The organism is Delftia sp. PX-1 (assembly GCF_055797465.1).
The window spans coordinates 4,135,836-4,156,618 of the sequence record NZ_CP184763.1 but is presented as its reverse complement, the minus strand read 5'-3'; the positions used below and the strand labels follow the sequence as shown (position 1 = coordinate 4,156,618).

At 67.1% G+C, this 20,783-nt stretch carries 20 protein-coding genes; 8 read left to right on the top strand and 12 right to left on the bottom strand.

The window, feature by feature from the left end; genetic code table 11:
* Window positions 1–45: 45 nt before the first annotated feature.
* Complete coding sequence (gene cyoA, locus ACN20X_RS19070) at window positions 46–1,092, bottom strand: ubiquinol oxidase subunit II (RefSeq protein WP_016447182.1); 1,047 nt, start codon at window positions 1,090–1,092, stop codon at window positions 46–48.
* 297 nt (window positions 1,093–1,389) lie between these two features.
* Between cyoA and ACN20X_RS19065 the strand changes: the two genes are divergently transcribed.
* Window positions 1,390–2,727 (top strand): MFS transporter, encoded by a 1,338-nt coding sequence (locus ACN20X_RS19065; RefSeq protein WP_016447181.1) that lies wholly within the window; start codon window positions 1,390–1,392, stop codon window positions 2,725–2,727.
* A 141-nt stretch (window positions 2,728–2,868) separates the two neighbouring features.
* On the opposite strand, the gene ACN20X_RS19060 is transcribed toward ACN20X_RS19065, so the two are convergent.
* The gene (locus tag ACN20X_RS19060) at window positions 2,869–3,102 is read right to left on the bottom strand and encodes a hypothetical protein (RefSeq protein WP_017403895.1); all 234 of its coding nucleotides are present in this window, start codon (window positions 3,100–3,102) and stop codon (window positions 2,869–2,871) included.
* A gap of 192 nt (window positions 3,103–3,294) precedes the next feature.
* A complete protein-coding gene (locus ACN20X_RS19055) occupies window positions 3,295–3,495 on the bottom strand; it encodes a hypothetical protein (RefSeq protein ID WP_128422700.1) in 201 nt (66 codons plus the stop codon).
* Window positions 3,496–3,663: 168 nt separating this feature from the next.
* On the opposite strand from ACN20X_RS19055, the gene alaS reads away from it, so the two are divergent.
* The 3 genes from alaS to ACN20X_RS19040 all read left to right on the top strand — a co-directional run bounded on the left by alaS (window position 3,664) and on the right by ACN20X_RS19040 (window position 8,722).
* Window positions 3,664–6,288 (top strand): alanine--tRNA ligase, encoded by a 2,625-nt coding sequence (gene alaS, locus ACN20X_RS19050; RefSeq protein ID WP_473209739.1) that lies wholly within the window; start codon window positions 3,664–3,666, stop codon window positions 6,286–6,288.
* Window positions 6,289–6,379: 91 nt separating this feature from the next.
* Window positions 6,380–7,462, top strand: coding sequence for an ABC transporter substrate-binding protein (locus ACN20X_RS19045; RefSeq protein WP_016447178.1), 1,083 nt, complete (start codon window positions 6,380–6,382; stop codon window positions 7,460–7,462).
* Between the two features lie 9 nt (window positions 7,463–7,471).
* Window positions 7,472–8,722 (top strand): GGDEF domain-containing protein, encoded by a 1,251-nt coding sequence (locus tag ACN20X_RS19040; RefSeq protein WP_473209738.1) that lies wholly within the window; start codon window positions 7,472–7,474, stop codon window positions 8,720–8,722.
* A gap of 36 nt (window positions 8,723–8,758) precedes the next feature.
* On the opposite strand, the gene ACN20X_RS19035 is transcribed toward ACN20X_RS19040, so the two are convergent.
* The 5 genes from ACN20X_RS19035 to ACN20X_RS19015 all read right to left on the bottom strand — a co-directional run bounded on the left by ACN20X_RS19035 (window position 8,759) and on the right by ACN20X_RS19015 (window position 13,841).
* Window positions 8,759–9,781, bottom strand: coding sequence for a GGDEF domain-containing protein (locus ACN20X_RS19035; RefSeq protein WP_016447176.1), 1,023 nt, complete (start codon window positions 9,779–9,781; stop codon window positions 8,759–8,761).
* 34 nt (window positions 9,782–9,815) lie between these two features.
* Window positions 9,816–10,571, bottom strand: a complete 756-nt coding sequence (trmB, locus tag ACN20X_RS19030; RefSeq protein WP_197065211.1) for a tRNA (guanosine(46)-N7)-methyltransferase TrmB — start codon at window positions 10,569–10,571, stop codon at window positions 9,816–9,818.
* Between the two features lie 64 nt (window positions 10,572–10,635).
* Window positions 10,636–11,574: a tRNA glutamyl-Q(34) synthetase GluQRS gene (gene gluQRS, locus ACN20X_RS19025; protein WP_016447174.1), complete on the bottom strand. Its 939-nt coding sequence runs from the start codon at window positions 11,572–11,574 to the stop codon at window positions 10,636–10,638.
* A gap of 66 nt (window positions 11,575–11,640) precedes the next feature.
* Window positions 11,641–12,768, bottom strand: a complete 1,128-nt coding sequence (locus ACN20X_RS19020) for an NAD(P)/FAD-dependent oxidoreductase (protein WP_016447173.1) — start codon at window positions 12,766–12,768, stop codon at window positions 11,641–11,643.
* Window positions 12,769–12,902: 134 nt separating this feature from the next.
* Entirely contained in the window at window positions 12,903–13,841 is a 939-nt protein-coding gene (locus ACN20X_RS19015; RefSeq protein WP_016447172.1) for a LysR family transcriptional regulator, read from the bottom strand.
* Window positions 13,842–13,973: 132 nt separating this feature from the next.
* Between ACN20X_RS19015 and ACN20X_RS19010 the strand changes: the two genes are divergently transcribed.
* The 3 genes from ACN20X_RS19010 (at window position 13,974) to ACN20X_RS19000 (ending at window position 15,814) form a co-directional block, all read left to right on the top strand.
* Complete coding sequence (locus tag ACN20X_RS19010; RefSeq protein WP_126311444.1) at window positions 13,974–14,675, top strand: pirin family protein; 702 nt, start codon at window positions 13,974–13,976, stop codon at window positions 14,673–14,675.
* 22 nt (window positions 14,676–14,697) lie between these two features.
* Window positions 14,698–15,105: a DoxX family protein gene (locus ACN20X_RS19005; RefSeq protein WP_126311443.1), complete on the top strand. Its 408-nt coding sequence runs from the start codon at window positions 14,698–14,700 to the stop codon at window positions 15,103–15,105.
* A 154-nt stretch (window positions 15,106–15,259) separates the two neighbouring features.
* Window positions 15,260–15,814 (top strand): flavodoxin family protein, encoded by a 555-nt coding sequence (locus ACN20X_RS19000; protein ID WP_074921314.1) that lies wholly within the window; start codon window positions 15,260–15,262, stop codon window positions 15,812–15,814.
* Here the strand turns inward: ACN20X_RS19000 and ACN20X_RS18995 are convergent.
* The 4 genes from ACN20X_RS18995 to ACN20X_RS18980 form a co-directional block, all read right to left on the bottom strand.
* Complete coding sequence (locus ACN20X_RS18995) at window positions 15,811–16,602, bottom strand: sulfurtransferase (RefSeq protein ID WP_209802558.1); 792 nt, start codon at window positions 16,600–16,602, stop codon at window positions 15,811–15,813. The two genes, ACN20X_RS19000 and ACN20X_RS18995, sit on opposite strands and share 4 nt — an antisense overlap.
* Before the next feature lie 65 nt (window positions 16,603–16,667).
* Window positions 16,668–17,537: a MinD/ParA family protein gene (locus ACN20X_RS18990; RefSeq protein ID WP_016447162.1), complete on the bottom strand. Its 870-nt coding sequence runs from the start codon at window positions 17,535–17,537 to the stop codon at window positions 16,668–16,670.
* Window positions 17,524–18,306 carry a GGDEF domain-containing protein gene (locus tag ACN20X_RS18985; protein WP_017403908.1) on the bottom strand — a complete coding sequence of 261 codons (783 nt, stop codon included), beginning with the start codon at window positions 18,304–18,306 and terminating at the stop codon, window positions 17,524–17,526. The genes ACN20X_RS18990 and ACN20X_RS18985 overlap by 14 nt, the downstream gene beginning before the upstream one ends.
* Before the next feature lie 31 nt (window positions 18,307–18,337).
* Window positions 18,338–20,083 carry a SulP family inorganic anion transporter gene (locus ACN20X_RS18980; protein WP_473209737.1) on the bottom strand — a complete coding sequence of 582 codons (1,746 nt, stop codon included), beginning with the start codon at window positions 20,081–20,083 and terminating at the stop codon, window positions 18,338–18,340.
* 150 nt (window positions 20,084–20,233) lie between these two features.
* On the opposite strand from ACN20X_RS18980, the gene ACN20X_RS18975 reads away from it, so the two are divergent.
* On the top strand, window positions 20,234–20,704 hold the full coding sequence (locus tag ACN20X_RS18975; RefSeq protein ID WP_473041423.1) for a BON domain-containing protein: 471 nt from the start codon (window positions 20,234–20,236) through the stop codon (window positions 20,702–20,704).
* Window positions 20,705–20,783 lie beyond the last annotated feature (79 nt).

Genomic DNA, 20,783 nt, shown 5'->3' with positions numbered 1-20,783 from the left:
TTGGAACGGGCGGCGGGCTGGCCGTCGTCCGCTTCCGCTATCTGCTTATTGCTGTGCGCTGGCGGCCGAGCCGTCGCGCTGGTCCAGGAAGGCCACGACGCGGTCGGCGTTTTGCACCGTGCACACATCCTGGGGCAGGTTCATGCCCACGGCCTTGAGATAGGCTTCACCGCCTGCGGCATCGATGGCCATCATGTGGTGCATGCACATCTTGCCTTCCTCGACGCAGCGGTTGAGCACCTTGTCGTACAGGCCTTCGTCCACGGTGGCGAAGCGCTCGACCGGGTTGCGCTCGCTGGGCTTGACCAGATTCAGGTAGGTGTCGCGGTTCAGGGCCTTGCCTTCGGACTTGGCCTTGGCAACCCACTGCTCGAATTCCTCGTCGCTGAGGCCGTGGAACTTGAACGTCATGCCCGAGAAGCCGGCGCCGCTGTAGTGCGATGCCAGGCCGTGGAACACACCGGTCTTGTTGATCACTGCGTTCAGCTCGGTCTGCATGCCGGGCATGGCATAGATCATGCCGGCCAGGTCAGGCACGTAGAAGGCGTTCATCGTCGAGGTGGCGGTCAGCTTGAAGTGGATGGGACGATCCACGGGAGCGGCCAGCTCGTTGACGGTGGCGATGCCCTTTTCAGGGATGAAGAACAGCCACTTCCAGTCCATGGCCACGACCTGCACTTCCAGCGGCTTGACATCGGTGCTCAAGGGCTTGGAGGCCGAGACGCGGTCCAGCGGGCGGTAGGGGTCGAGCTTGTGGGTGCTGATCCAGGTGATGGCGCCCAGCGCGATGATGATCATCAGCGGCACGGACCAGATCACCAGCTCCAGCGTGGTGGAGTGGTGCCATTCGGGGTCGTAGTGGGCCTCGGTGTTCGACTGGCGGTATTTCCAGGCGAACAGCAGCGTGAGGATGATCACCGGGATGATGATGATCAGCATCAGCAAGGTGGCCGTGACCACCAGGTTGCCTTGCTGCGCGGCGATATCGCCGGCCGGGTTGAGCACGACGGCTTTGCTGCAGCCAGTGAGACTGGCTGTCAAAGCGGCCGCGGTGAGCCACGCAGGCCCACGGAGTTCCTTGATTTTTAGCATGCTAGGGGCGCAACAAGAGCGCGTTTACATAGAAACGCGGATTACAAGATCCGGGCAAATGTATTACGAAGTATAAATTTGTCCATTGGACATTTTGTCCAACGTCAAGGAGAAGCCGGGAACTTTCTGCTACCTGGCGGGGCAGGCAGCGGGGTCCCGGCGGCCCGGAGGCCGCATTTTTCGGCCGCGCGCAGCAGGAAAAACACCAAGTCCGGTCGAGGTGAAACCGCCTTGCGCCAGATCAAGCGAGGGCGTAGAACGGAGCTGTCAGTGAGACGAGACAAGGAGCATCCATCTATGAGCGGCCTCGACACAACTGCAAGCTTCCCCAACGGAAGCTACGAAAGCAAGGAATCTCTGTCCCGCGCCGACACCCACGAAGATGTCACGCCCAACGAGATCGCCGTCGGCGTGATCCTGGGGCGATCCTCGGAGTACTTCGACTTCTTCGTGTTCGGCATCGCCTGCGTGCTGGTCTTCCCGGCACTGCTGTTCCCCTATCTTTCCAAGCTTGACGGCACGTTGATGTCGTTCGGCATCTTCGCGCTGGCCTTCGTGGCGCGGCCGTTGGGCACGGCGCTGTCCATGGCCGTGCAGCGGCGCTGGGGCCGGGCGACCAAGCTGACGCTGGCGCTCTTCCTGCTGGGCGTGTGTACGGTGGGCATGGCTTTCCTGCCCAGCTACCAGCAGGCGGGCGTGAACGCCATCATCGTGCTGGCGCTGCTGCGCATCGGCCAGGGCATTGCACTGGGCGGCTCCTGGGATGGACTGCCGTCGCTGCTGGCCATGTCGGCGCCCCAGAACCGGCGGGGCTGGTATTCGATGATCGGGCAGTTGGGTGCGCCGCTGGGCTTTGTGCTGGCGGCAGGCCTGTTTGCCTTCATCTATGCCCATGTGGATGCCGACGAGTTCCTCAGCTGGGGCTGGCGCTATCCCTTCTGCGTGGCCTTTGCCATCAACGTGGTGGCACTGTTTGCCCGGTTGCGCCTGGTGGTGGGCCAGTCCTACACCGAGCTGCTGGCGCAGCGCGAGCTGGAGCCCATGGGCGTGGTGCCGCTGATGCGCGACGAGGGCCGCAACGTGGTCATCGGCGCCTTTGCAGCCCTTGCCAGCTTTGCGCTCTTCCACCTGGTGACCATCTTCCCGCTGTCCTGGATCTCGCTGTATTCGGACCAGTCGGTGAACCATGTGCTGGGCGTGCAGATCGTTGGCGCCTTCTGTGCGGCCGGCGCCATCATGGTTTCGGGCTGGCTGGCTGACCGAGTGGGGCGGCGCAACACGCTGGGCACCATGGCCTGCCTGATCGGCATCTTCAGCTTTGTGGCTCCCTGGCTGCTGGGCAGCGGCACCACGGGCAACAACGTGTTCATCATCGTCGGCTTCATCCTGCTGGGCCTGTCCTACGGGCAGGCGGCAGGCACGGTGACGGCCAACTTCCCCTCGCGCTATCGCTATACGGGCGCGGCCCTGTCCTCGGACATGGCCTGGCTGGTCGGCGCGGCCTTTGCCCCGCTGGTGGCGCTGGGCGTGTCCTCGCGCTTCGGACTGGTGGCGCTGGGCATCTATCTGCTGTCGGGCGCGCTGTGCACGCTGGCGGCGCTGGGCATCAACCGGGCCATCGAGACGCGCGACTGAACGGGCCCTTGCAAGCCAAAGGCCGGCTCTGCCGGCCTTTTTTGTCGCCGGGCCGCCCCAAGGCAAAAAGCTGGCCCCCTGGGGGGCAGCGGACCTTGCGAAGCAGGGGAGCGTGGGGGCATTGTCCGTTGCGGCTCCGCCTCAGGGGTTTTCACCGTAGCGCTGCTTGAAGTCGAATTCGAGCCTGTCGCAGTCCTGCACCGATTCAAACTGCTGCGTCTTGCGCTCGGCCTCTGGCCGCGCGGTTTCCTTGCGGCAGATCTTGATGGTTTCGCGCTCCACCCAGCGCGCCTCGCCTTCGGGCGTGGACAGCAACTGGCCAGCCAGCATGAGCACAGCGAAGAAGGCCACGGGCAGGCCGATGAGCCAGGGCACGATGCGGCTTTTTGGCGGCTTGGGCGATTTCGGCGGTGTTGGCTGTTTGGCCGGATCGGATCCGTTGGCGCTGGCAGCGGGGGCCGGTTCGCTGGAATGAGGCTCGGGTGTCTGTGGTTGCGCCATGGTGTGCTTGCTGTGGTTCCGGCTGGCGATTATCCAGGGCGCCCATCGCGCGCAGTCTGAGCGGAATCAGGGAACGGCGAGATCGCCTGTGCTAGCCATCTCCCCCATCTCCTGCACCAGCCATTTCTCCAGCGCAAGAATGTCGGCCCTGCGGCCCGGATGGGGCGCCACCCACAGCTGCAGGCGCCGAGGTCCGGCCAGTCGCGCGCCGCTGTTGCGCGCGCATGTCAGCGATCCGGCCAGTGACGGGCTGGAGATCGTGCTCAAGGGCGGGCAGATGGGAGGAGAGGCCTTCTTTGGCCACGTGCGTGATGGAGGCTAGGCAGGGCTCGCTGCCGCGACGATGGGGCAAACCTATAATGCGCGTTGGTCCCGACGGGACACCCTCCCGCCAGGGACAGCGCCCCGCGTGCGCGCTCCGAACTCCTAGACACCATGAGCACACCCACTTTCACCGTTGCCGACATTCGCAAGAGCTTTCTGGACTTTTTCGCATCCAAGGGCCACACCATCGTGGAGTCGAGCCCCCTGGTGCCCGGCAACGACCCGACGCTGATGTTCACCAACTCGGGCATGGTCCAGTTCAAGGACGTGTTCCTGGGTACCGACAAGCGCCCCTACACGCGTGCCACCTCGGTGCAGACCTGCCTGCGCGCAGGCGGCAAGCACAACGACCTGGAAAACGTGGGCTACACCGCCCGCCACCACACCTTCTTCGAGATGCTGGGCAACTGGTCCTTTGGCGACTACTTCAAGCGCGAGTCGCTCAAGTGGGCCTGGGAACTGCTGACCGAGGTCTACAAGCTGCCCAAGGAGCGCCTGCTGGCCACGGTCTACGCCGAGGACGACGAGGCCTACGACATCTGGACCAAGGAAATCGGCCTGCCGCCCGAGCGCGTGATCCGCATCGGCGACAACAAGGGCGGCCGCTACAAGAGCGACAACTTCTGGATGATGGCCGACACCGGCCCCTGCGGCCCCTGCTCGGAAATCTTCTACGACCACGGCGCGCACGTGGCCGGCGGCCCTCCGGGCAGCCCTGACGAAGACGGCGACCGCTTCATCGAGATCTGGAACAACGTGTTCATGCAGTTCGACATGGACGAGCAGGGCAACGTCAAGCCGCTGCCCGCCCCCTGCGTGGATACCGGCATGGGCCTGGAGCGCCTGGCCGCCATCCTGCAGCATGTGCACAGCAACTACGAGATCGACCTGTTCCAGGCACTGATCAAGGCGGCTGCGCGCGAGACGCATATTGCCGACCTCGAGACCCCGTCGCTCAAGGTCATTGCCGACCACATCCGCGCCACCTCCTTCCTGGTGGCCGACGGCGTGATCCCGTCCAACGAAGGCCGCGGCTACGTGCAGCGCCGCATCGTGCGCCGCGCCATCCGCCACGGCTACAAGCTGGGCCAGAAGACGCCGTTCTTCCACAAGCTGGTCAAGGACCTCGTGGCCGTGATGGGCGACGCCTATCCCAAGATCCGCGAGCAGGAAGCGCGCATCACCGAAGTGCTCAAGGTCGAGGAAGAACGCTTCTTCGAGACCCTGGCCAACGGCATGGAAATCCTGGATGCGGCGCTGGCCGGTGGCGCCAAGGTGCTGCCCGGCGACGTGGCCTTCAAGCTGCACGACACCTACGGCTTCCCGCTGGACCTGACCAACGACGTCTGCCGCGAGCGTGGCCTGGGCGTGGACGAGGCAGGCTTTCAGGCCGCCATGGAAGAACAGAAGAACAAGGCCCGCGCGGCTGGCAAGTTCAAGATGGACCGCGCCCTCGAGTACACGGGCCAGGCCAATGCCTTCACCGGCTACCAGAAGCTGGCCGAGGCCGCCAAGGTGGTGGCACTGTATGCCGAAGGCAGCGCCGTGCAGGAACTCAAGGCCGGCCAGAGCGGCGTGGTCGTGCTCGACACCACACCCTTCTACGCCGAGTCCGGTGGCCAGGTGGGCGACCAGGGCGTGATCAGCACCGCAGGCGCGCGCTTCGCGGTCGAGGACACGCTCAAGATCAAGGCCGATGTGTTCGGCCACCATGGCGTGCTGGAGTCCGGCAGCCTGAAGGTGGGCGATGCCGTGCAGGCCGAGGTGGACACGCAGCTGCGTGCCGCCACCATGCGCAACCACTCGGTCACGCACATCATGCACAAGGCCCTGCGCGAAGTGCTGGGCGACCACGTGCAGCAAAAGGGCTCGCTGGTCAACGCCGAGCGCACGCGCTTCGACTTTGCCCACAACCAGGCCGTGACCGCTGCCGAGATCCGCGAGATCGAGCGCCGCGTGAACGCCGAGATCCTGGCCAACACGCCCACCGACGCGCGGGTGATGGACATCGAATCGGCCAAGGCCTCGGGCGCCATGATGCTGTTCGGCGAGAAGTACGGCGACTCCGTGCGCGTGCTGGACATCGGCACCAGCCGCGAGCTGTGCGGCGGCACCCACGTGCAGCGCACAGGCGACATCGGCCTGTTCAAGGTGGTGGGCGAAGGCGGCGTGGCCGCTGGCGTGCGCCGCATCGAGGCGGTGACCGGCGAGAACGCGCTGGCCTACCTGCAATCGCTGGAATCCATGGTGGACCAGGCGGCCGCTGCGCTGAAGGCGCCGACGGCCGAGCTGAACACCCGCATCGGCGGCGCGCTGGAGCAGATCCGTGCGCTGGAGAAGGAAGTGGCTGCGCTCAAGGGCAAGCTCGCTTCCAGCCAGGGCGACGAACTGGCCGGTCAGGCCGTCGACGTCAAGGGCATCAAGGTGCTGGCCGCCAGGCTGGAAGGCGCCGATGCCAAGACCCTGCGCGAGACCATGGACAAGCTCAAGGACAAGCTGGGCGCCGCCGCCATCGTGCTGGCGGCGGTCGATGGCGACAAGGTGCAGCTGGCTGCCGGCGTGACCAAGGCCGAGACCTCGCGCATCAAGGCTGGCGAGCTGGTGAACTTCGTGGCCAGCCAGGTCGGCGGCAAGGGCGGCGGCAAGCCCGACATGGCCATGGCCGGTGGCACGGATGCAGCGGGCCTGCCGGCCGCGCTGGCCGCCGTGCAGGCCTGGGTGGCAGAGCGCGCCTGATCCAGCTGCGCGGCAGATGATTGCTGCTGCTCCCGCTTCGGGACGCCCCGGTGGATTCCTCCACCGGGGCGTCTTGCCGTGGGCGCTGCGCATGGCGTGCGTGATGGGCGTGGTGGCGCAATCGGCCGCTGCCGCCGCGCAAAGCGTGGTCTTCATCAACCCCGGCCGATCCGACGAGCGCTACTGGACCACGGTCAGCGAGGCCATGCAGGACGCGGCCAGCAGCCTGGGCATGCAGCTGCAGGTGCGCTATGCGCAGCGCGACCACCTGCGCCCCATCGAGATCGCGCGGCAGATCGCGGCCCTGCCCAAGGCGCAGCGGCCCCGCTACGTGATGTTCACCAACGACTACAGCGTGGCGCCCGAAATCCTGCGCACGCTGGAGGCGGCAGGCATAGACAGCTTCATGGCCTTCAGTGGCGTGCCCGAGACATTGCGCGGCCAGACCGGCGTGGCGCGAGAGCGCTATCGCCACTGGCTGGGCAGCCTGGAGCCGGGCGCCGAAGAGGCCGGCTACCTCACGGCCAAGGCCCTGTTCGCCGCCGCGCGGGCGTCGGGCCACGCGCGTGCGGCCGATGGCCGGCTGCACATGGTGGCCATTGCCGGCGACCGCTCCACGCCCTCGTCGGTGGAGCGCAATGCCGGCATGCGCCGCGCAGCGGCCGAGGCCGGCGACGTGGTGCTGCAGCAGGAAGTCTTTGGCGAATGGCGCCGCGAACGCGCCGAGCAGCAGGCGGCCGTGCTGTTCCAGCGCTATCCCGAAGTGCGCCTGGTGTGGGCCGGCAACGACGAGATGGCCTTTGGCGCCATGCAGGCCTGGCGCGCGCGCGGGGGAGCGCCCGGGCACGATGCCTTCTTCAGTGCCATCAATTCATCGGCCGCCGCCATGACGGCGCTGCGCACGGGCGAGCTGAGCGCATTGGCGGGCGGCCATTTCCTCACGGGCGCCTGGGCCCTGGTCATGCTGTACGACCATGCGCACGGCAGCGATTTCGCCACCGAAGGGCTGGAGCAGGTGCGGCCCATGTTCGCCTTGCTGGACAAGTCCCAGATCGACCGCTACGAGCACAGGATCAGCGCGCCCCTGGCTCCGCTGGACTTTCGCAGCTACAGCAAGCACCTCAATCCCCGGCTGCGGCGCTACGGATTCGAGTTGAAGCACCTGCTGCGCTGAGCGCCTTCCATGCCCCGCTTCCGTTCGATCGCCTCCTTGCTGATTGTGCGCATCATGCTGCTGGCCGTGGCCTGCATGCTGGTGTTCGGCGGTGCCCACGCCTGGTGGGAGTACCGCAAGGGGCAGCAGGAGTTTCGCCGTTCCATGGAGACGGTGGTGACCAACAGCATGATCTCGCTGTCGGCAGCGCTGTGGGATATAGAGCCTGCCCTGGTGCACGAGCAGGTGCAGTGGCTGGGCCGGCTGCCCCTGGTCGGCCATGTGCAGCTGCGCGTCACCTCCACGGGCGAGATGTACGAGGCCGGCGAGCCCAGGGATGGCCAGGCTCCCGCCGTGTCCATGGCCATTGCGGCGCCCAGGCACAGCCAGTCCAGCCTGCCGCTGGGTGAGTTGCAGGTCTGGGAAAACCGGGGCCACTACCTGGAGGTGCTGCGCGACTCCACGCTGCGTGTGCTGCTGGGCTATGCGCTGTTCACGGCCCTGGTCTGCCTGATGGTGGCCTGGGTGATGCGCCGCGAACTTCGCCAGCCGCTGCAGCAGATTGCAAGCTTTGCGGCCAGCCTCAAGCCCAACGAGCTGTCGCGGCCACTGGTGCTGGAGCGGACCCGGCGCGGCCAGCACGACGAGATCGATCTGGTGGTGCAGGGCTTTGCCCAGCTGCAGCATGACCTGCGCGGCCACATCGAGCATCTGGACCTGCTGGTGGCCCAGCGCACCGGGCAACTGCAGGAGCTGGTGGAAGAGGTCAAGCGCATGTCGCTGACCGACGCGCTGACCGGCTGCCTCAACCGGCGCGCCATGGACGAGCGCCTGGCGGCCGAGGTCGTCCAGAGCCGGGACCGGGGCGCGGCGCTGAGCGTGATGTTCGTGGACGTGGACCACTTCAAGCGGGTGAACGACAGGCACGGCCATGCCGCTGGCGACGCCGCGCTGCGCGAGGTGGCGCTGCGCTGCCAGCGTGCGCTGGAGCTGGATTCGTCGGCGCACTGGATGGCGCGCTACGGCGGGGAGGAGTTCCTGATCGTGATCCCTGGTGTCGCTGCGGCCCGGGCCGGGGCACTGGCCGGTCAACTGCGCGAGACCGTGCGCACCACGCCCGTGCATGTCCACGGGCTGGATCTGATGCTGACGGCCAGCTTTGGCGTGGCCCAATTGCGTGGCGGCGAGGGCGTGCAGCAACTGCTGCAGCGTGCCGATGCCATGCTCTACGAGGCTAAGCACGCCGGGCGCGACTGCGTGCGCGTGGCCGACACGGCCTGACCGACCCGGCCTGACCGGCCTGGCCTCAGGTCGGGCTCAGAACAGTTCGATGTCGTTGCTGTTCACCTGAGGTGCCAGCAATCCCTGGGTGATCAGGTCGCCGTAGTACCAGGTCTGGTTGCGGCCATGTTCCTTGGCGTGGTAGAGCGCCTGGTCGGCATGCCCCAGAACCTCCACGGGCGCGCCGGTGCCCATGGCGGCAAATCCCGCGCTCACGGTGATGCGGCCGACCTGGGGAAACTCGTAGCTCTCCACATCGTGGCGCAGGCGCTCCAGCGCCTTGCGCGCATTGGCCAGGCTGACCGAGCGCAGCAGCACCACGAACTCCTCTCCGCCGAAGCGGAATACGCGGTCCTTGGCATCGAAGCAGCTGCGCAGGATGTTGGCCACCAGGATCAGCACCTCGTCGCCATACAGATGGCCGAAGCGGTCGTTGATGCGCTTGAAATGGTCGATGTCGATGGCGGCCAGCCACTGGCCCGGAACATCTTGCGTGGCCACGCCAGGCATGGCTGCCGGCGGCTCCTGCAGAGACAGGCGCAGGAACTGCTCGTCGAAGGTCTTGCGGTTGAGCAGGCCGGTCAGCGCGTCGCGCTCGCTGTAGTCCAGCAGGCTCTGGTAGTTGTGATAGACACCGAAGATGCCCTGGATCACATCCAGCCGGCTGGGCGAGAAGGCCGTGGACTGGGCAATCTCCAGGCAGTGGTAGGCCGTCTCCTGGCGCCACAGCGGCAGCCACAGCACATGGCGGCCATCGGGCTGCACGGCCGAGGCGACCAGGGCGCGCTGCTGCAGGGCCTGCTGCAGCGAGGGCATGGAGGACAGCTCCACGCTCTGCGGGTCGTACAGGGCCTCGGCATCGGTGGACATGACCTCATCGCCCTGGCTCCAGGTGCGCGCACGCACGCAGTGCCTGCCGTCAGGCATGGCGAACAGCTCCAGCGCCCGCACCTGCACCACGCCGTTGAGCTTGAACAAGGTGGACAGCACCGAGATTTCCAATCGCAGATGGTCCCGGTGGGCCGTCATCTCGACCAGATTCTGTAGCAATGGCTGCATGCGAGGCCTTGTCTTGGAGGAGGGCGCGACCGGCTCAGCGGCGCTCAAACACCAGATCCCATACGCCGTGGCCCAGGCGGATGCCGCGGTTCTCGAACTTGGTCAGCGGCCGGTAGTCGGGCTTGGCGGCATAGCCTTGTGCCGTGTTGGCCAGCAGGGGCTCGGCGCCCAGCACTTCCAGCATCTGCACTGCGTAGGGTTCCCAGTCGGTGGCGCAGTGGATGTAGCCACCGGGGCGCAGCCGGCGCGCCAGCTTGGCCACCAGCGGCTCCTGGATCAGGCGGCGCTTGTTGTGCTTCTTCTTGTGCCAGGGATCGGGAAAGAAGATGTGCACGCCGTCGAGGCTGGCCTCGGGCAGCATGTTGTCTATGACTTCGACGGCGTCGTGCTGCAGGATGCGGATGTTGGTGATGTCCTGCTCGCCAATGCGCTTGAGCAGGGCGCCCACGCCAGGCTCGTGCACCTCGCAGCAAAGGAAGTTGTCGTCGGGGCGCACGCGCGCAATGTGTGCCGTGGCCTCGCCCATGCCGAAGCCGATCTCCAGGATCAGCCGGCCCTGGCGGCCATAGGTGGCTGCTGCGTCCAGCGGCGCGGCCTGGTAGTTGAGCACGAAGCGCGGGCCCAGTTCCTCGAAGGCCTTGGCCTGGCCGGTCGTGGTGCGGCCGGCGCGGCGCACATAGCTCTTGATGGTCTTGGGATGGGCCACGCCCTCGGGCGGCTGGCCGGTACGCGCGGCCGCAGGCGTGGAGGGTGAAGGGCAATCATGCGGCGTGCCGGAGGCAGCGGGCATGGTGTTCGGGATGTCGCCGTCCAGGGACTGCTCGGCGTGGGGGGAAGGAATTGGGTTCACGGGCTCAATTGTATGTATGGCGCCAGCTCCGTACCCAGAACTGCAGCGCTTCGCCCAATGCGGTCTGTGGAGAAGGCTGGGGCAGGCCCAGGTGGGTGGCGGCGGTGCGAAGCGTGGCCAGGGGGACGCTCAGGTCCAGGGCGGGGGCGCCGTGCTGCTTGGAAAGTTTCTCGCCGTCAGGCATGAGCACCAGCGGCGTATGCAGGTACTGCGGGGCGGGCAGGCCCAGGGCGCGCTGCAGCAGCATCTGGCGGGGCGTATTGTCGGCAAGGTCGGCGCCGCGCACCACATGGGTGACGCCCTGCAGGCCGTCATCGACGACCACGGCCAGCTGATAGGCCCACAGGCCATCGGCCCGGCGCAGCACGAAGTCGCCGACGCTGTGGGTCACGTCCTGCTGCTGGGCGCCCATGCGGCGGTCCTGCCAGTGCAGCACGGGGTGGCGGCCGGCAAAGTGGTCCAGCGCAAAGCGCCATGCGCGGGGGCTCTTGCCATGCAGGCCGTCGCGGCAGGTGCCGGGGTAGGGGCGCTCCACATGGCGTTCATGGATCCAGCCCAGGCGGTCCCAGGCGGCCTCGATGTCCTTGCGTGTGCAGCCGCAGGGATAGGCCAGGCCGCTGGCCTTGAGCTGCTCCACAGCGGCCTCGTAGAGGGCGCCGCGGCGGGATTGCCAGACCGGCTCCTCGTCGGGCAGCAGGCCGCAGGCGGCGAGCTGGCCCAGGATGGCCATGTCGGCACCGGGCTGGCAGCGCGGGGGGTCTATGTCCTCGATGCGCACCAGCCAGCGCCCGCCGTGGGCCCGGGCATCCAGCCAGCTGGCCAGCGCTGCCACCAGGGAGCCTGCGTGCAGCAGGCCCGTGGGCGAGGGCGCAAAGCGGCCCACATAGGGGGAGGCCGCGGTGGCAATGCCGGGATCGGGGGACTGAGGGACGGCGCAAATCATCGGGGCCGGATGTTAAAGCCTCGCGCCGCCCCTTGCCATGACCTGGGAGCCGGACACTGCCTCGGCTCAGTCCGCAACCATGGCCAGCGCCATCTCCAGCCCCGAGACAAAGGCATCCTCGACACGGCGGCCAATGCACCAGTCGCCGCACAGGCCCAGGCCGGCGTCCTTGTTGCGCAAATGGCTGCTGCCCAGCGGCGACAGGGTCTGGGCATGGGGCCAGAGATAGACGCTGGCATGGCGGGGGGGGATGCGGATGCGCGTGATCTCGCCAAAGGCCTTCTGCATCTTGGCCAGCACGCGGGGCGCGTCGTCGGAGCGGTGCTCCTGGGACCATTGGGGGCTGGCCAGCACGGTCCATCGCTCGCTCTGGGAGCGTCCCGGCTTGGACGATTCGCGCGCCACCCAGACTGCACGCTCATGGGTGGTACGGGCTGCATTCCACTGTGGGCCCAGGGTGGACAGGCCGGCCTCGGTGGCCATGGGATAGGACAGCGTCAGCGCCCAGCAGGGTGCCATCTCCACGGCCGCCATGCCCTGCACCAGCGACAGGGCCAGGGGCGTGGTCTGCAGCAGCTGGCGCGCCTGGGGCGCGGGCAGGGCGAGTATCACTTCATCGAATCCCGTGCGGATCTGCGTGGTCGGCTCGGTCGTCTCCACATGCAGGCTCCAGCCGCGCGAGCCGGGCTGGCGTTCGAGCTTGGTCACGCGCTGGCCCAGATGCAGGCGGTCGGCGTCCCACAGCGGCGCGGCCCAGGCCATGGGCAGGGCCTGCATGTCGGGCGTGGCCACCCAATGGGCCTCGGTGGGTGCGGGTGCGGCGCTGGACTGGCGACCCTGCGCATCCAGCACGCGCAGCGTGCTCACGCTCCAGGGGCGGCACAGGCCGGGCACGGTCTGCAGGGCCAGCTCGAAGCGCTTGTCGCGCACGGTGAAATACTGCGCGCCGATGTCGAAGGCGCCATGCGCGGCGTTGACGGAGCGCATGCGCCCGCCCACCTGGGGCAGCCGTTCGTAGACATGGACATCGTGGCCGGCCTGCATCAGCGTGCGGGCGCAGGCCAGGCCCGCCATGCCGGCACCGATCACGGCGATGCGGCGCGCGCCGGCCTTGGGGCGCGCCTTGGAGGCTTCGGGGGGCTTGGTGGCCTTTTTCTTGACCGTGGACTTGGAGGCGGCGCGGGAAGCGTTCATGGAGCAGACCTTTGCGGGCAGTGGCAGATTCCGGGAAGCATGTCCTTGCCGGCCTGCTTCGCCGCAGCGGCGGAGCAGGCCGGGACCTGTAACCACTCTACACCCGCACAGACCGCCCGGCGGCGTGCGCCAGCTCAATGTCGGTGATGATTTTCCATGAGAGCGCGGCGCGTGGCGGGGCTTTCCAGCTGCTGCAGCCACCACTGCAGCGCGCGCGGCGGGTCCTGCTGCGGCGGGCAGGACCATGCGTAGTGCATGCGCACATTGCGCGAGGGCCGGGCGACCTGGCGCGTTACCAGCAGGCCGGCCTGCACATAGACGTCGGCCATGAAATGGGGCAGGAAGCCGCAGCCTATGCCGCGCACCTGGGCCTCGATCTTGGCCTGCATGGAGTCCACGGTGAAGATGTCCTGGCCGCTGAGCAGGCCCATGCTGGCGCTGTCGCGCAGGCCTGAATCGGCCACGGCGATGATGCGGTGCTGCAGCAGCGTCGCGTCGGTGATGGGCTCGGGCGCCGTGGCCAGCGGATGGTGTGGCGCCACGGCAAAGACGAAGTCCAGCTCGCCCAGCTCGCAGGCCTGCAGGCCTGCCACGTTGCTGGAGTTGACGGCCACGCCGATGGCCAGGTCGGCGCGGCCCGAGGTCAGCGTCTCCAGCGTGCCGGTGAGGATGCCGTCGCGCAGCTTCAGCCGCGTGGGCGGCTGCATGGCGTAGAAGGCCTCGACCAGTTCCAGCATGGGCGTGCGCGCCACGGCGCCGTCCACCACGATGGTCAGGTGCGGCTCCCAGCCCGTGGCCACACGGCGCACGCGGTGGGCCACGGTGTCGATCTCATGCAGCAGCCGGGTGCCTTCGCGCAGCAGTTCCCGGCCGGCCTCGGTGGGCTGGGCGTGGCGCGAGCGGCGGTCGAACAGCAGCACGTCCAGCGCATCCTCGATCTGGCGCACGCGGTAGGTCAGGGCACTTGGCACCAGGCCCAGCTGGCGTGCGGCGGCGGCAAAGCTGCCGGCCTCGGCAATGGCCTGGAGCATGGCCAGGCTGTCGGGAGTGAGCACGTCGCGGGGGCTGGGCATGGGGCGTTATGGATTCAAAAGCTTTGAATGATGCCATCAATCCCGCTGTGCCTGGCCTGCTACAGCGGCTTCTACAGTGGAGCCACCGACGCAAGAGTTTTGAAGATCTGACCAGTTGAAAGGGACATACACATGATCGCCCTGCGCAAATCCCGCGAACGCGGCCATGCCGACCACGGCTGGCTGCGCTCGCACCACAGCTTCTCGTTTGCGGGCTATCACGATCCGCGCCACATGGGCTTTGGCAACCTGCGCGTGATCAATGAAGACCATATCGCCCCGGGCACGGGCTTTGGCGCCCATGGCCACAAGGACATGGAGATCATCAGCTACGTGCTCGAAGGCCGGCTCTCGCACAAGGACAGCATGGGCAATGAGCAGACCATCTCGCCGGGAGAGGTGCAGCGCATGAGCGCCGGCTCGGGCGTGGTGCACAGCGAGCACAACCACGCACCGGGCCAGACCACGCATTTCCTGCAGATCTGGCTGTTGCCCAGCGAGACGGGCATTGCGCCCGGCTATGCGCAGAAAGCCTTTGCCGACGAGGAAAAGCGCGGCCGCCTGCGCCTGGTGGCCTCGCCCGATGGCGCGGATGGCTCGGTCACCGTCCATGCCGATGCCCGGCTCTATGCCGGCCTGTTCGACGGCGATGAGCACGCCGAAATGGAGCAGCCCCCCGGCCGCAAAACCTATGTGCATCTTGTGCGCGGCGCGCTGAGCGTCAATGGGCAACGGCTGACAACGGGCGATGCGGCCCTTGTGGAGAATGAACCGCGACTGCGCCTGCACGACGGGGAACAGTCCGAGGTCCTGGTGTTCGATCTGCAAGCCTGAGCATTCACGAGGAGTAACCATCATGCTGAACCGTCTGAGCAACCCGCTGGCGCTGGCCGGCCGCATCCTGATCGCGCTGATGTTCGTGCCTGCGGGCTTTCAGAAAATCGGAGGCTTCGCCGGCACGGTGGGCTATGCGGCCTCGGTGGGCATGCCCATGCCGCAGATCGGCGTGGCCGTGGCCCTGGTGGTGGAGATCGTCGGCGGGCTGGCCCTGCTGCTGGGCTGGTGCACGCGCTGGGCGGCCCTGGCGCTGGCCTTCTTCACGTTGGTGGCCAGCTTCTTCTTCCATGCCTACTGGAGCGTGCCGGCTGACGCGGCCATGATGCAGCAGCTGCTGTTCTGGAAGAACATCGCCGTCACGGGCGGCCTGCTGGGCTTTGCCGCCCATGGCGCCGGTGGCTGGAGTGTGGATGCACGGCTCCATTGAGTGGCCCGCGCACTGCCGCCGGCTCCTTTATTTTTGTTAGGCTACCGGCCTGAGTGGGCCCCGCAGCAGCGCTGTGGGGCCTTTTGGCGTGGATGATCGATGAATGTGGCGCCTGCCGGCCTGGAGCCGTGGCCGGCGCCCGAGGATTTCTTGTATGGCAGATATCGTGGTGGTCTACCACTCGGGTTACGGGCACACCCAGCGCATGGCCCAGGCCGTGGCCGATGGCGCGGGTGCGCGCATGCTGGCCATAGACAGCGACGGCCAGCTGCCTGCCGGCGGCTGGGAGCTGCTGGCGGCGGCAGATGCCATCATCTTCGGCTCGCCCACCTACATGGGCGGGCCCAGCTGGCAGTTCAAGCGCTTTGCCGATGCCTCGTCCAAGCCGTGGTTCGTGCAGGCCTGGAAGGACAAGCTGTTCGCCGGCTTCACCAACAGTGCCAGCGTCAACGGCAACAAGCAGACCACGCTGGACTATCTGTTCCAGCTGGCCATGCAGCACGGCGGGCTGTGGGTGGGCAGCGGCATGCTGCCGTCCAACGCGCGCGCCGCGCAGCGCAACGACCTCAACTGGATAGGCGCCTTCAGCGGCGCCATGGCGCAATCGGCCTCGGATGCCTCGGCCGCCGAGATGCTGCCGGGCGACCTGGAGACCGCGCGCCTGTTCGGCGAGCGCGTGGCGCAGCAGGCGCTGCGGTTGAAGGCCTAAGCCTTGCCTGGCGGGCTTGTCGGCTGTATCGGCTCCAGCGGCTCTGCCAGAGCCAAGGGCGTGATGGCCAGGTCCACACCCACGGCGCGGCGCTCGTCGAAGACGAAGCAGCCGCCGTCATAGAAGGCGCCGTCGGTCTCCTCGAAGTACTTGAGGATGCCGCCCTCGAGCTGATAGACATGGTCCAGGCCTTCGTCCTGCATGAGGATGGCGGCCTTCTCGCAGCGTATGCCGCCCGTGCAGTAGCTGACCACGGTCTTGCCGGCCAGTTCGGCCTTGTGGGCACGCAGCGCGGGCGGGAATTCGGTGAACTTGGTGATGCGCCAGTCGATGGTGCCCTTGAAGGCGCCGGCATCGACCTCGAAGTCGTTGCGCGTATCCAGCGTCACCACCTCGCGGCCCTCGTCATCGTGGCCCTGCTGCAGCCAGCGGCGCAGCGTGGCGGGGCTGACAGAAGGCGCGCGACCCTCTGCCGGGCGGATGGTGGGGTGGTCCATGCGGATGATCTCGCGCTTGACTTTGACCAGCATCTTGCGGAAAGGCACGGTGTCGGACCAGCTTTCCTTGGGGGCCAGGTCGGCAAAGCGCTCATCGCTGCGCAACTGATCGACGAAGCTGTGCACCGCCTGGGCGGGGCCTGCCAGGAAGAAGTTGATGCCTTCCTCGGCCAGCAGGATGGTGCCCTTAAGCGCCAGGGCCTGGGCGCGTTCGGCCAGGGTGTCGCGCAGCGCCGCTGCGTCGGGCAGCGGCGTGAACTTGTAGCAGGAAATATTGAGGATATCGGGCACAGGCAGGCAGGCGGGGGCGGCAAGGGCCGCAGGTTGGATCGGGTCGCCGGCGAGGGGCGGCCCGATCAGCCGCCCGACACCAGCAGGGCCTTGATTTTATTGGCCAGCTGGGCCACGGCCAGCGAAGCCGGTGCACCGGGCATGGATTGCAGCAGCAACTGGCGTCGCATCACGGCCTCGCGCACGGCCGGGTCGGAGGGAATGTCGCCCAGGTGCGTGAGCCGCAATGGCTCGCCGGAGGCCGTGCTGACAAAGCGGTTGAGCACCTGCTGGAGCTGACCCGTGATGGCGCGGCCATCGCCGGGACGCGCGGCCTGGTTGATGGCCAGGCGGATCTGCTGGCGCTTTTGCTGAATGGCAAGCACCTTGATGGCCGCATAGGCATCGGTCAGCGAGGTGGGCTCGGGCGTGGCGATGACCAGCACTTCGGTGGCCATGGACACCGAGAACAGCACCACGTCGGAGATGCCCGCGCCCGTGTCCAGCAGCACGATGTCGTAGCGAGGGGCCAGCGTCTCGATGGTGTGCGTGAACTGCTGGCGGATCTCGGGCGTGAGCCGCGAGTACTCGATCATCCCCGAGCCGGCCAGCAGCACCGAGTAGCCGCCGGGGGCGGGCAGGATGGCTTCCTCCAGCGTGGAACGGCCGGTGAACACATCGTGCAGCGTGACCTTGGGGTAGAGGTTGAGCACCACGTCCAGGTTGGCCAGGCCCAGGTCGGCATCGAGCACCAGGACCTTGAGGCCATGGCGTGTCAGCGCTGCGGCCAGGTTGGCCGAAACGAAGGTCTTGCCCACGCCGCCCTTGCCGCTGGTCACGGCGATGATGTGTCCGCGCGGCTTGGCGCGCACGGCATCGCTCATCGAAACGGCAGCGGGCAGGGAGGGGTGGGGAATGGCGTTGTCGCTTACCACCGGGCTATCAGCGGAGTCCATCTTCGGGGTCCACATCGGTTGCAATATCTGGATTCAGCCCATTGTCAAACGGGGAGGGGGCATACAAAGGTCCGAAAAGCAGGCTTTTTTCCTCCGCGCTTACCGTACTGTCTGGTTGTTCTTCAATGTGCACGCGGTTGCGGCCGGCAGACTTGGCCAGGTACAACTGTTTGTCGGCACGCTCGGTCCACAAGGTCGTGGTGCTGCGTATCCACTGCAGCGCATAGGCGCCGCCGATGCTGATGGTGATCTGCAGTGTCAACGTGGGTGAGATGACCACCGGCATACGCTCGATGGCGCTGCGTATGCGCTCGGCCACGGACAGGCCGAACGTCGCAGGGCAGGCCGGTAGCACGATGGCGAACTCCTCGCCTCCGTAGCGGGCCAGCGTGTCCATGGGGCGCACGCAACTGGTCAGGGTCCGGGCCACCGACTGCAGAACCCGGTCGCCGACGATATGGCCGTGCTGGTCGTTGATCTGCTTGAAATGGTCGATGTCCAGCATCAGCATCAGCGCCGCTTCGCCCGAGCGCGCCACACGGTCGATCTCGCGCTCGGCAATGGTGCGGAAATGGCGGCGGTTGGCCAGCCCCGTGAGCGGGTCGCGCAGCGACAGCGAACACAGTTCGTCGATCAGCGCCTGCAGGTATCGCGTCGGCGAATCCGTGGGCAAATGGACCGCCCCGCCAGCGTGGGTAACCAGCGCGTGGGCTGTGGCCAGGCGCAGGTCGCGCAGGTATACGGATTGGTGGGAGGCGGGGGCAGTCACAGAGGGCTGAATCAAAAGCCGGTGAAGTGTATCAGTGTGTAGGCTCAATTGTCGCCGCGCCGGCGTCGACTTTTGCACCATCGCTGGTAACAGATGTTGATCCCGGCCGAGATATGAAGGGCGGCAGGGCCAGCGCGGCGAGGAATTCCGCATCGGTGCGGTACAGCCGCAGGTGCGGCCCGCGGTGCAGGGCGCCGGCGCGCAGCAGCACCTGCTCGGCCGGCAACTTCAGGCCCACCACGTGCAGCACGCCGCTGCGCTTGGCCACCAGCAGCTGCAGGCGCACGAAGGTCTCCACGCCCGTCACGTCGATGCGGTTGATGGGCTGGGCCAGCAGGCACAGGTGGTGCGTCTCGGGGCGCAGCGCCCATTCGTCGCCGATGCGTCGCTCCAGGGCCGAGGCCGAGCCGAAGTCCAGCTCGGCATCCATGCGCAGGGCCAGCAGGCCTGGCGCCAGCGGAGGCAACTGCCAGAGGTTGCGGTCGCGCAGGCTGCCATCAGGATGCTGGCCCACCTCGATGATGCGCGGGTGCAGGCGCTGGTAGAGGAAGTAGCTCAGGCTCAGCACGATGCCCGCGAACACGCCCCAGTACATGCGCGGCGCCGTGACGATGGTCAGCAGCAGCGTGGCCAGGGCAATGCTGCCCTCCACGCGCGACACCTTGAACAGCTGCAGCAGCACACGCGGCTTGACGAGGTTGACCACGGCCGTGATCACGATGGCCGCCAGCGCCGCCTTGGGCACGTGGTACAGCGCCGGGATGAACCACATCACCACGATGACCACCAGCAGGATGGAGAACACGTTGGACCATCCGGTCTTGGCGCCGGCCAGCAGGTTCACGGCCGAGCGCGAGAACGAGGCGCTGGTGGCAAAGCTGCCGAACAGGCCCGCACTGATCTTGGACAGGCCCTGGGCGACCAGGTCCTGGTTCTCGTTCCAGCGCGTGCCGGCCTGCTGGTGCTCCACCTGGGCGCTGGAGGCCGTCTCCAGAAAGCTCACCAGCGAGATCACCAGCACCGGCATCACCAGGGCGCCGAACTCGTCCCAGCTCAGCAGCCCCGGCAGCTGGAAGCTGGGCAGGCCCGCGGGCAGATGGCCGACCACGGCGCCGCCGTCGTCGGCAAAGTCCGTGGCCCAACTGATCACGCCGGTCAGCGCGATGATGAAGATGGCCGAGGGAAAGGCCGCACGCCAGCGCTTGGCGAGCACGAGCAAGGCAATGCTGGCCATGCCGTAGACGATGGACTGCCAGTCGAAAAGCTGCAGCGACGGCGTGTTCCAGACGGCACCCCAGGTCGAGCGCAGGCCCAGCAGCGTGGGCAGCTGCGAGGCCAGGATCAGCAGCGCCGCAGCCTGCGTGAAGCCGGTGAGCACGGGCGAGGTCACCAGGTTGAGCAGCCAGCCGGCGCGCATCAGCCCCAGCGACCACTGCACCAGGCCCGACAGAATCGCCATCCATGCGGCCAGCGCCACCCAGTGCGCGGAGCCTGGCTCGGCCAGGCCTGTGAGCGAGGCGCCGATCAGCAGCGCGCTCAGGGCCGTGGGTCCCACGCCCAGACGGGGCGAGCCGCTGAACAGCACGGCCACCAGGGCTGGAACGATGGATGCGTAAATGCCCGTGATCAGCGGCATGCCCGCAAGGGCAGCATAGGCCACGCCCTGGGGCAGAAGCATCAGACCAACGGTGAGACCTGCCCAGAACTCCCCGCGCAGCACGGCTGCCGAAGGTTTGGGCCATGCCAGGAAGGGAAACCAGCGCGCCAGGGAATGCATGGCCGCTATTGTCATGCTAACTGGATGGTGCCGGGATGTTCGGGCTTGTCCTACAGGCGCTTGCGTCGGCGTCGTATGGGTTTGTCCCAGGGCCCTCAATAAAGTCGAGGCCTGTGTTGACCGCCTCACAACTATTCAAGGAGTAACCGCATGACTTTCATCACCCAACGCTGCTGCCAGATCCTCGCCGTGTCTGCCCTGGCCTTCGGCCTTGCCGCCTGCGGCAAGACCGAAGACACTGCGGGCCAGAAGCTCGACTCTGCGGTTCAGCAGTCCCAGCAGGCCGCGCAAAGCGCCGGCCAGAAGATCGACAACGCCATGAGCAGCGCCGGCACCAAGATAGAGGAAGGTGCTGCCAAGGCCGAAGTGGCCACCAACAACGCCATGAGCCAGGCAGGCGCCGCACTCGACGACGCCGGCATCACGGCCCAGATCAAGGCCGACCTGATCAAGGAGCCTGATATCTCCGCCCTCAAGATCGACGTGGACACCAAGGCAGGCGCCGTGACGCTGACCGGCTCGGTCCCCAGCGAAGCACTCAAGATGCGCGCAGGCGACATTGCCAAGTCCGTCAAGGGCGTGAACAACGTGAGCAACATGCTGGAGATCAAGGCCAGCTGATCGCAGCCACCGGCTCCGTTGCCCTTGTGAAAACCAGGCGGATTCCCCGCCTGGTTTTTTTATGCCTGAACGCTGCAGC

Bases quoted from the DNA above. Each gene is read 5' to 3' on its own strand.
- cyoA (WP_016447182.1), bottom strand. From the start codon at position 1,092: ATGCTAAAAATCAAGGAACTCCGTGGGCCTGCGTGGCTCACCGCGGCC.
- ACN20X_RS19065 (WP_016447181.1), top strand. From the start codon at position 1,390: ATGAGCGGCCTCGACACAACTGCAAGCTTCCCCAACGGAAGCTACGAA.
- alaS (WP_473209739.1), top strand. From the start codon at position 3,664: ATGAGCACACCCACTTTCACCGTTGCCGACATTCGCAAGAGCTTTCTG.
- ACN20X_RS19045 (WP_016447178.1), top strand. From the start codon at position 6,380: ATGGCGTGCGTGATGGGCGTGGTGGCGCAATCGGCCGCTGCCGCCGCG.
- ACN20X_RS19040 (WP_473209738.1), top strand. From the start codon at position 7,472: ATGCCCCGCTTCCGTTCGATCGCCTCCTTGCTGATTGTGCGCATCATG.
- ACN20X_RS19035 (WP_016447176.1), bottom strand. From the start codon at position 9,781: ATGCAGCCATTGCTACAGAATCTGGTCGAGATGACGGCCCACCGGGAC.
- trmB (WP_197065211.1), bottom strand. From the start codon at position 10,571: ATGCCCGCTGCCTCCGGCACGCCGCATGATTGCCCTTCACCCTCCACG.
- gluQRS (WP_016447174.1), bottom strand. From the start codon at position 11,574: ATGATTTGCGCCGTCCCTCAGTCCCCCGATCCCGGCATTGCCACCGCG.
- ACN20X_RS19020 (WP_016447173.1), bottom strand. From the start codon at position 12,768: ATGAACGCTTCCCGCGCCGCCTCCAAGTCCACGGTCAAGAAAAAGGCC.
- ACN20X_RS19015 (WP_016447172.1), bottom strand. From the start codon at position 13,841: ATGCCCAGCCCCCGCGACGTGCTCACTCCCGACAGCCTGGCCATGCTC.
- ACN20X_RS19010 (WP_126311444.1), top strand. From the start codon at position 13,974: ATGATCGCCCTGCGCAAATCCCGCGAACGCGGCCATGCCGACCACGGC.
- ACN20X_RS19005 (WP_126311443.1), top strand. From the start codon at position 14,698: ATGCTGAACCGTCTGAGCAACCCGCTGGCGCTGGCCGGCCGCATCCTG.
- ACN20X_RS19000 (WP_074921314.1), top strand. From the start codon at position 15,260: ATGGCAGATATCGTGGTGGTCTACCACTCGGGTTACGGGCACACCCAG.
- ACN20X_RS18990 (WP_016447162.1), bottom strand. From the start codon at position 17,537: ATGGACTCCGCTGATAGCCCGGTGGTAAGCGACAACGCCATTCCCCAC.
- ACN20X_RS18980 (WP_473209737.1), bottom strand. From the start codon at position 20,083: ATGCATTCCCTGGCGCGCTGGTTTCCCTTCCTGGCATGGCCCAAACCT.
- ACN20X_RS18975 (WP_473041423.1), top strand. From the start codon at position 20,234: ATGACTTTCATCACCCAACGCTGCTGCCAGATCCTCGCCGTGTCTGCC.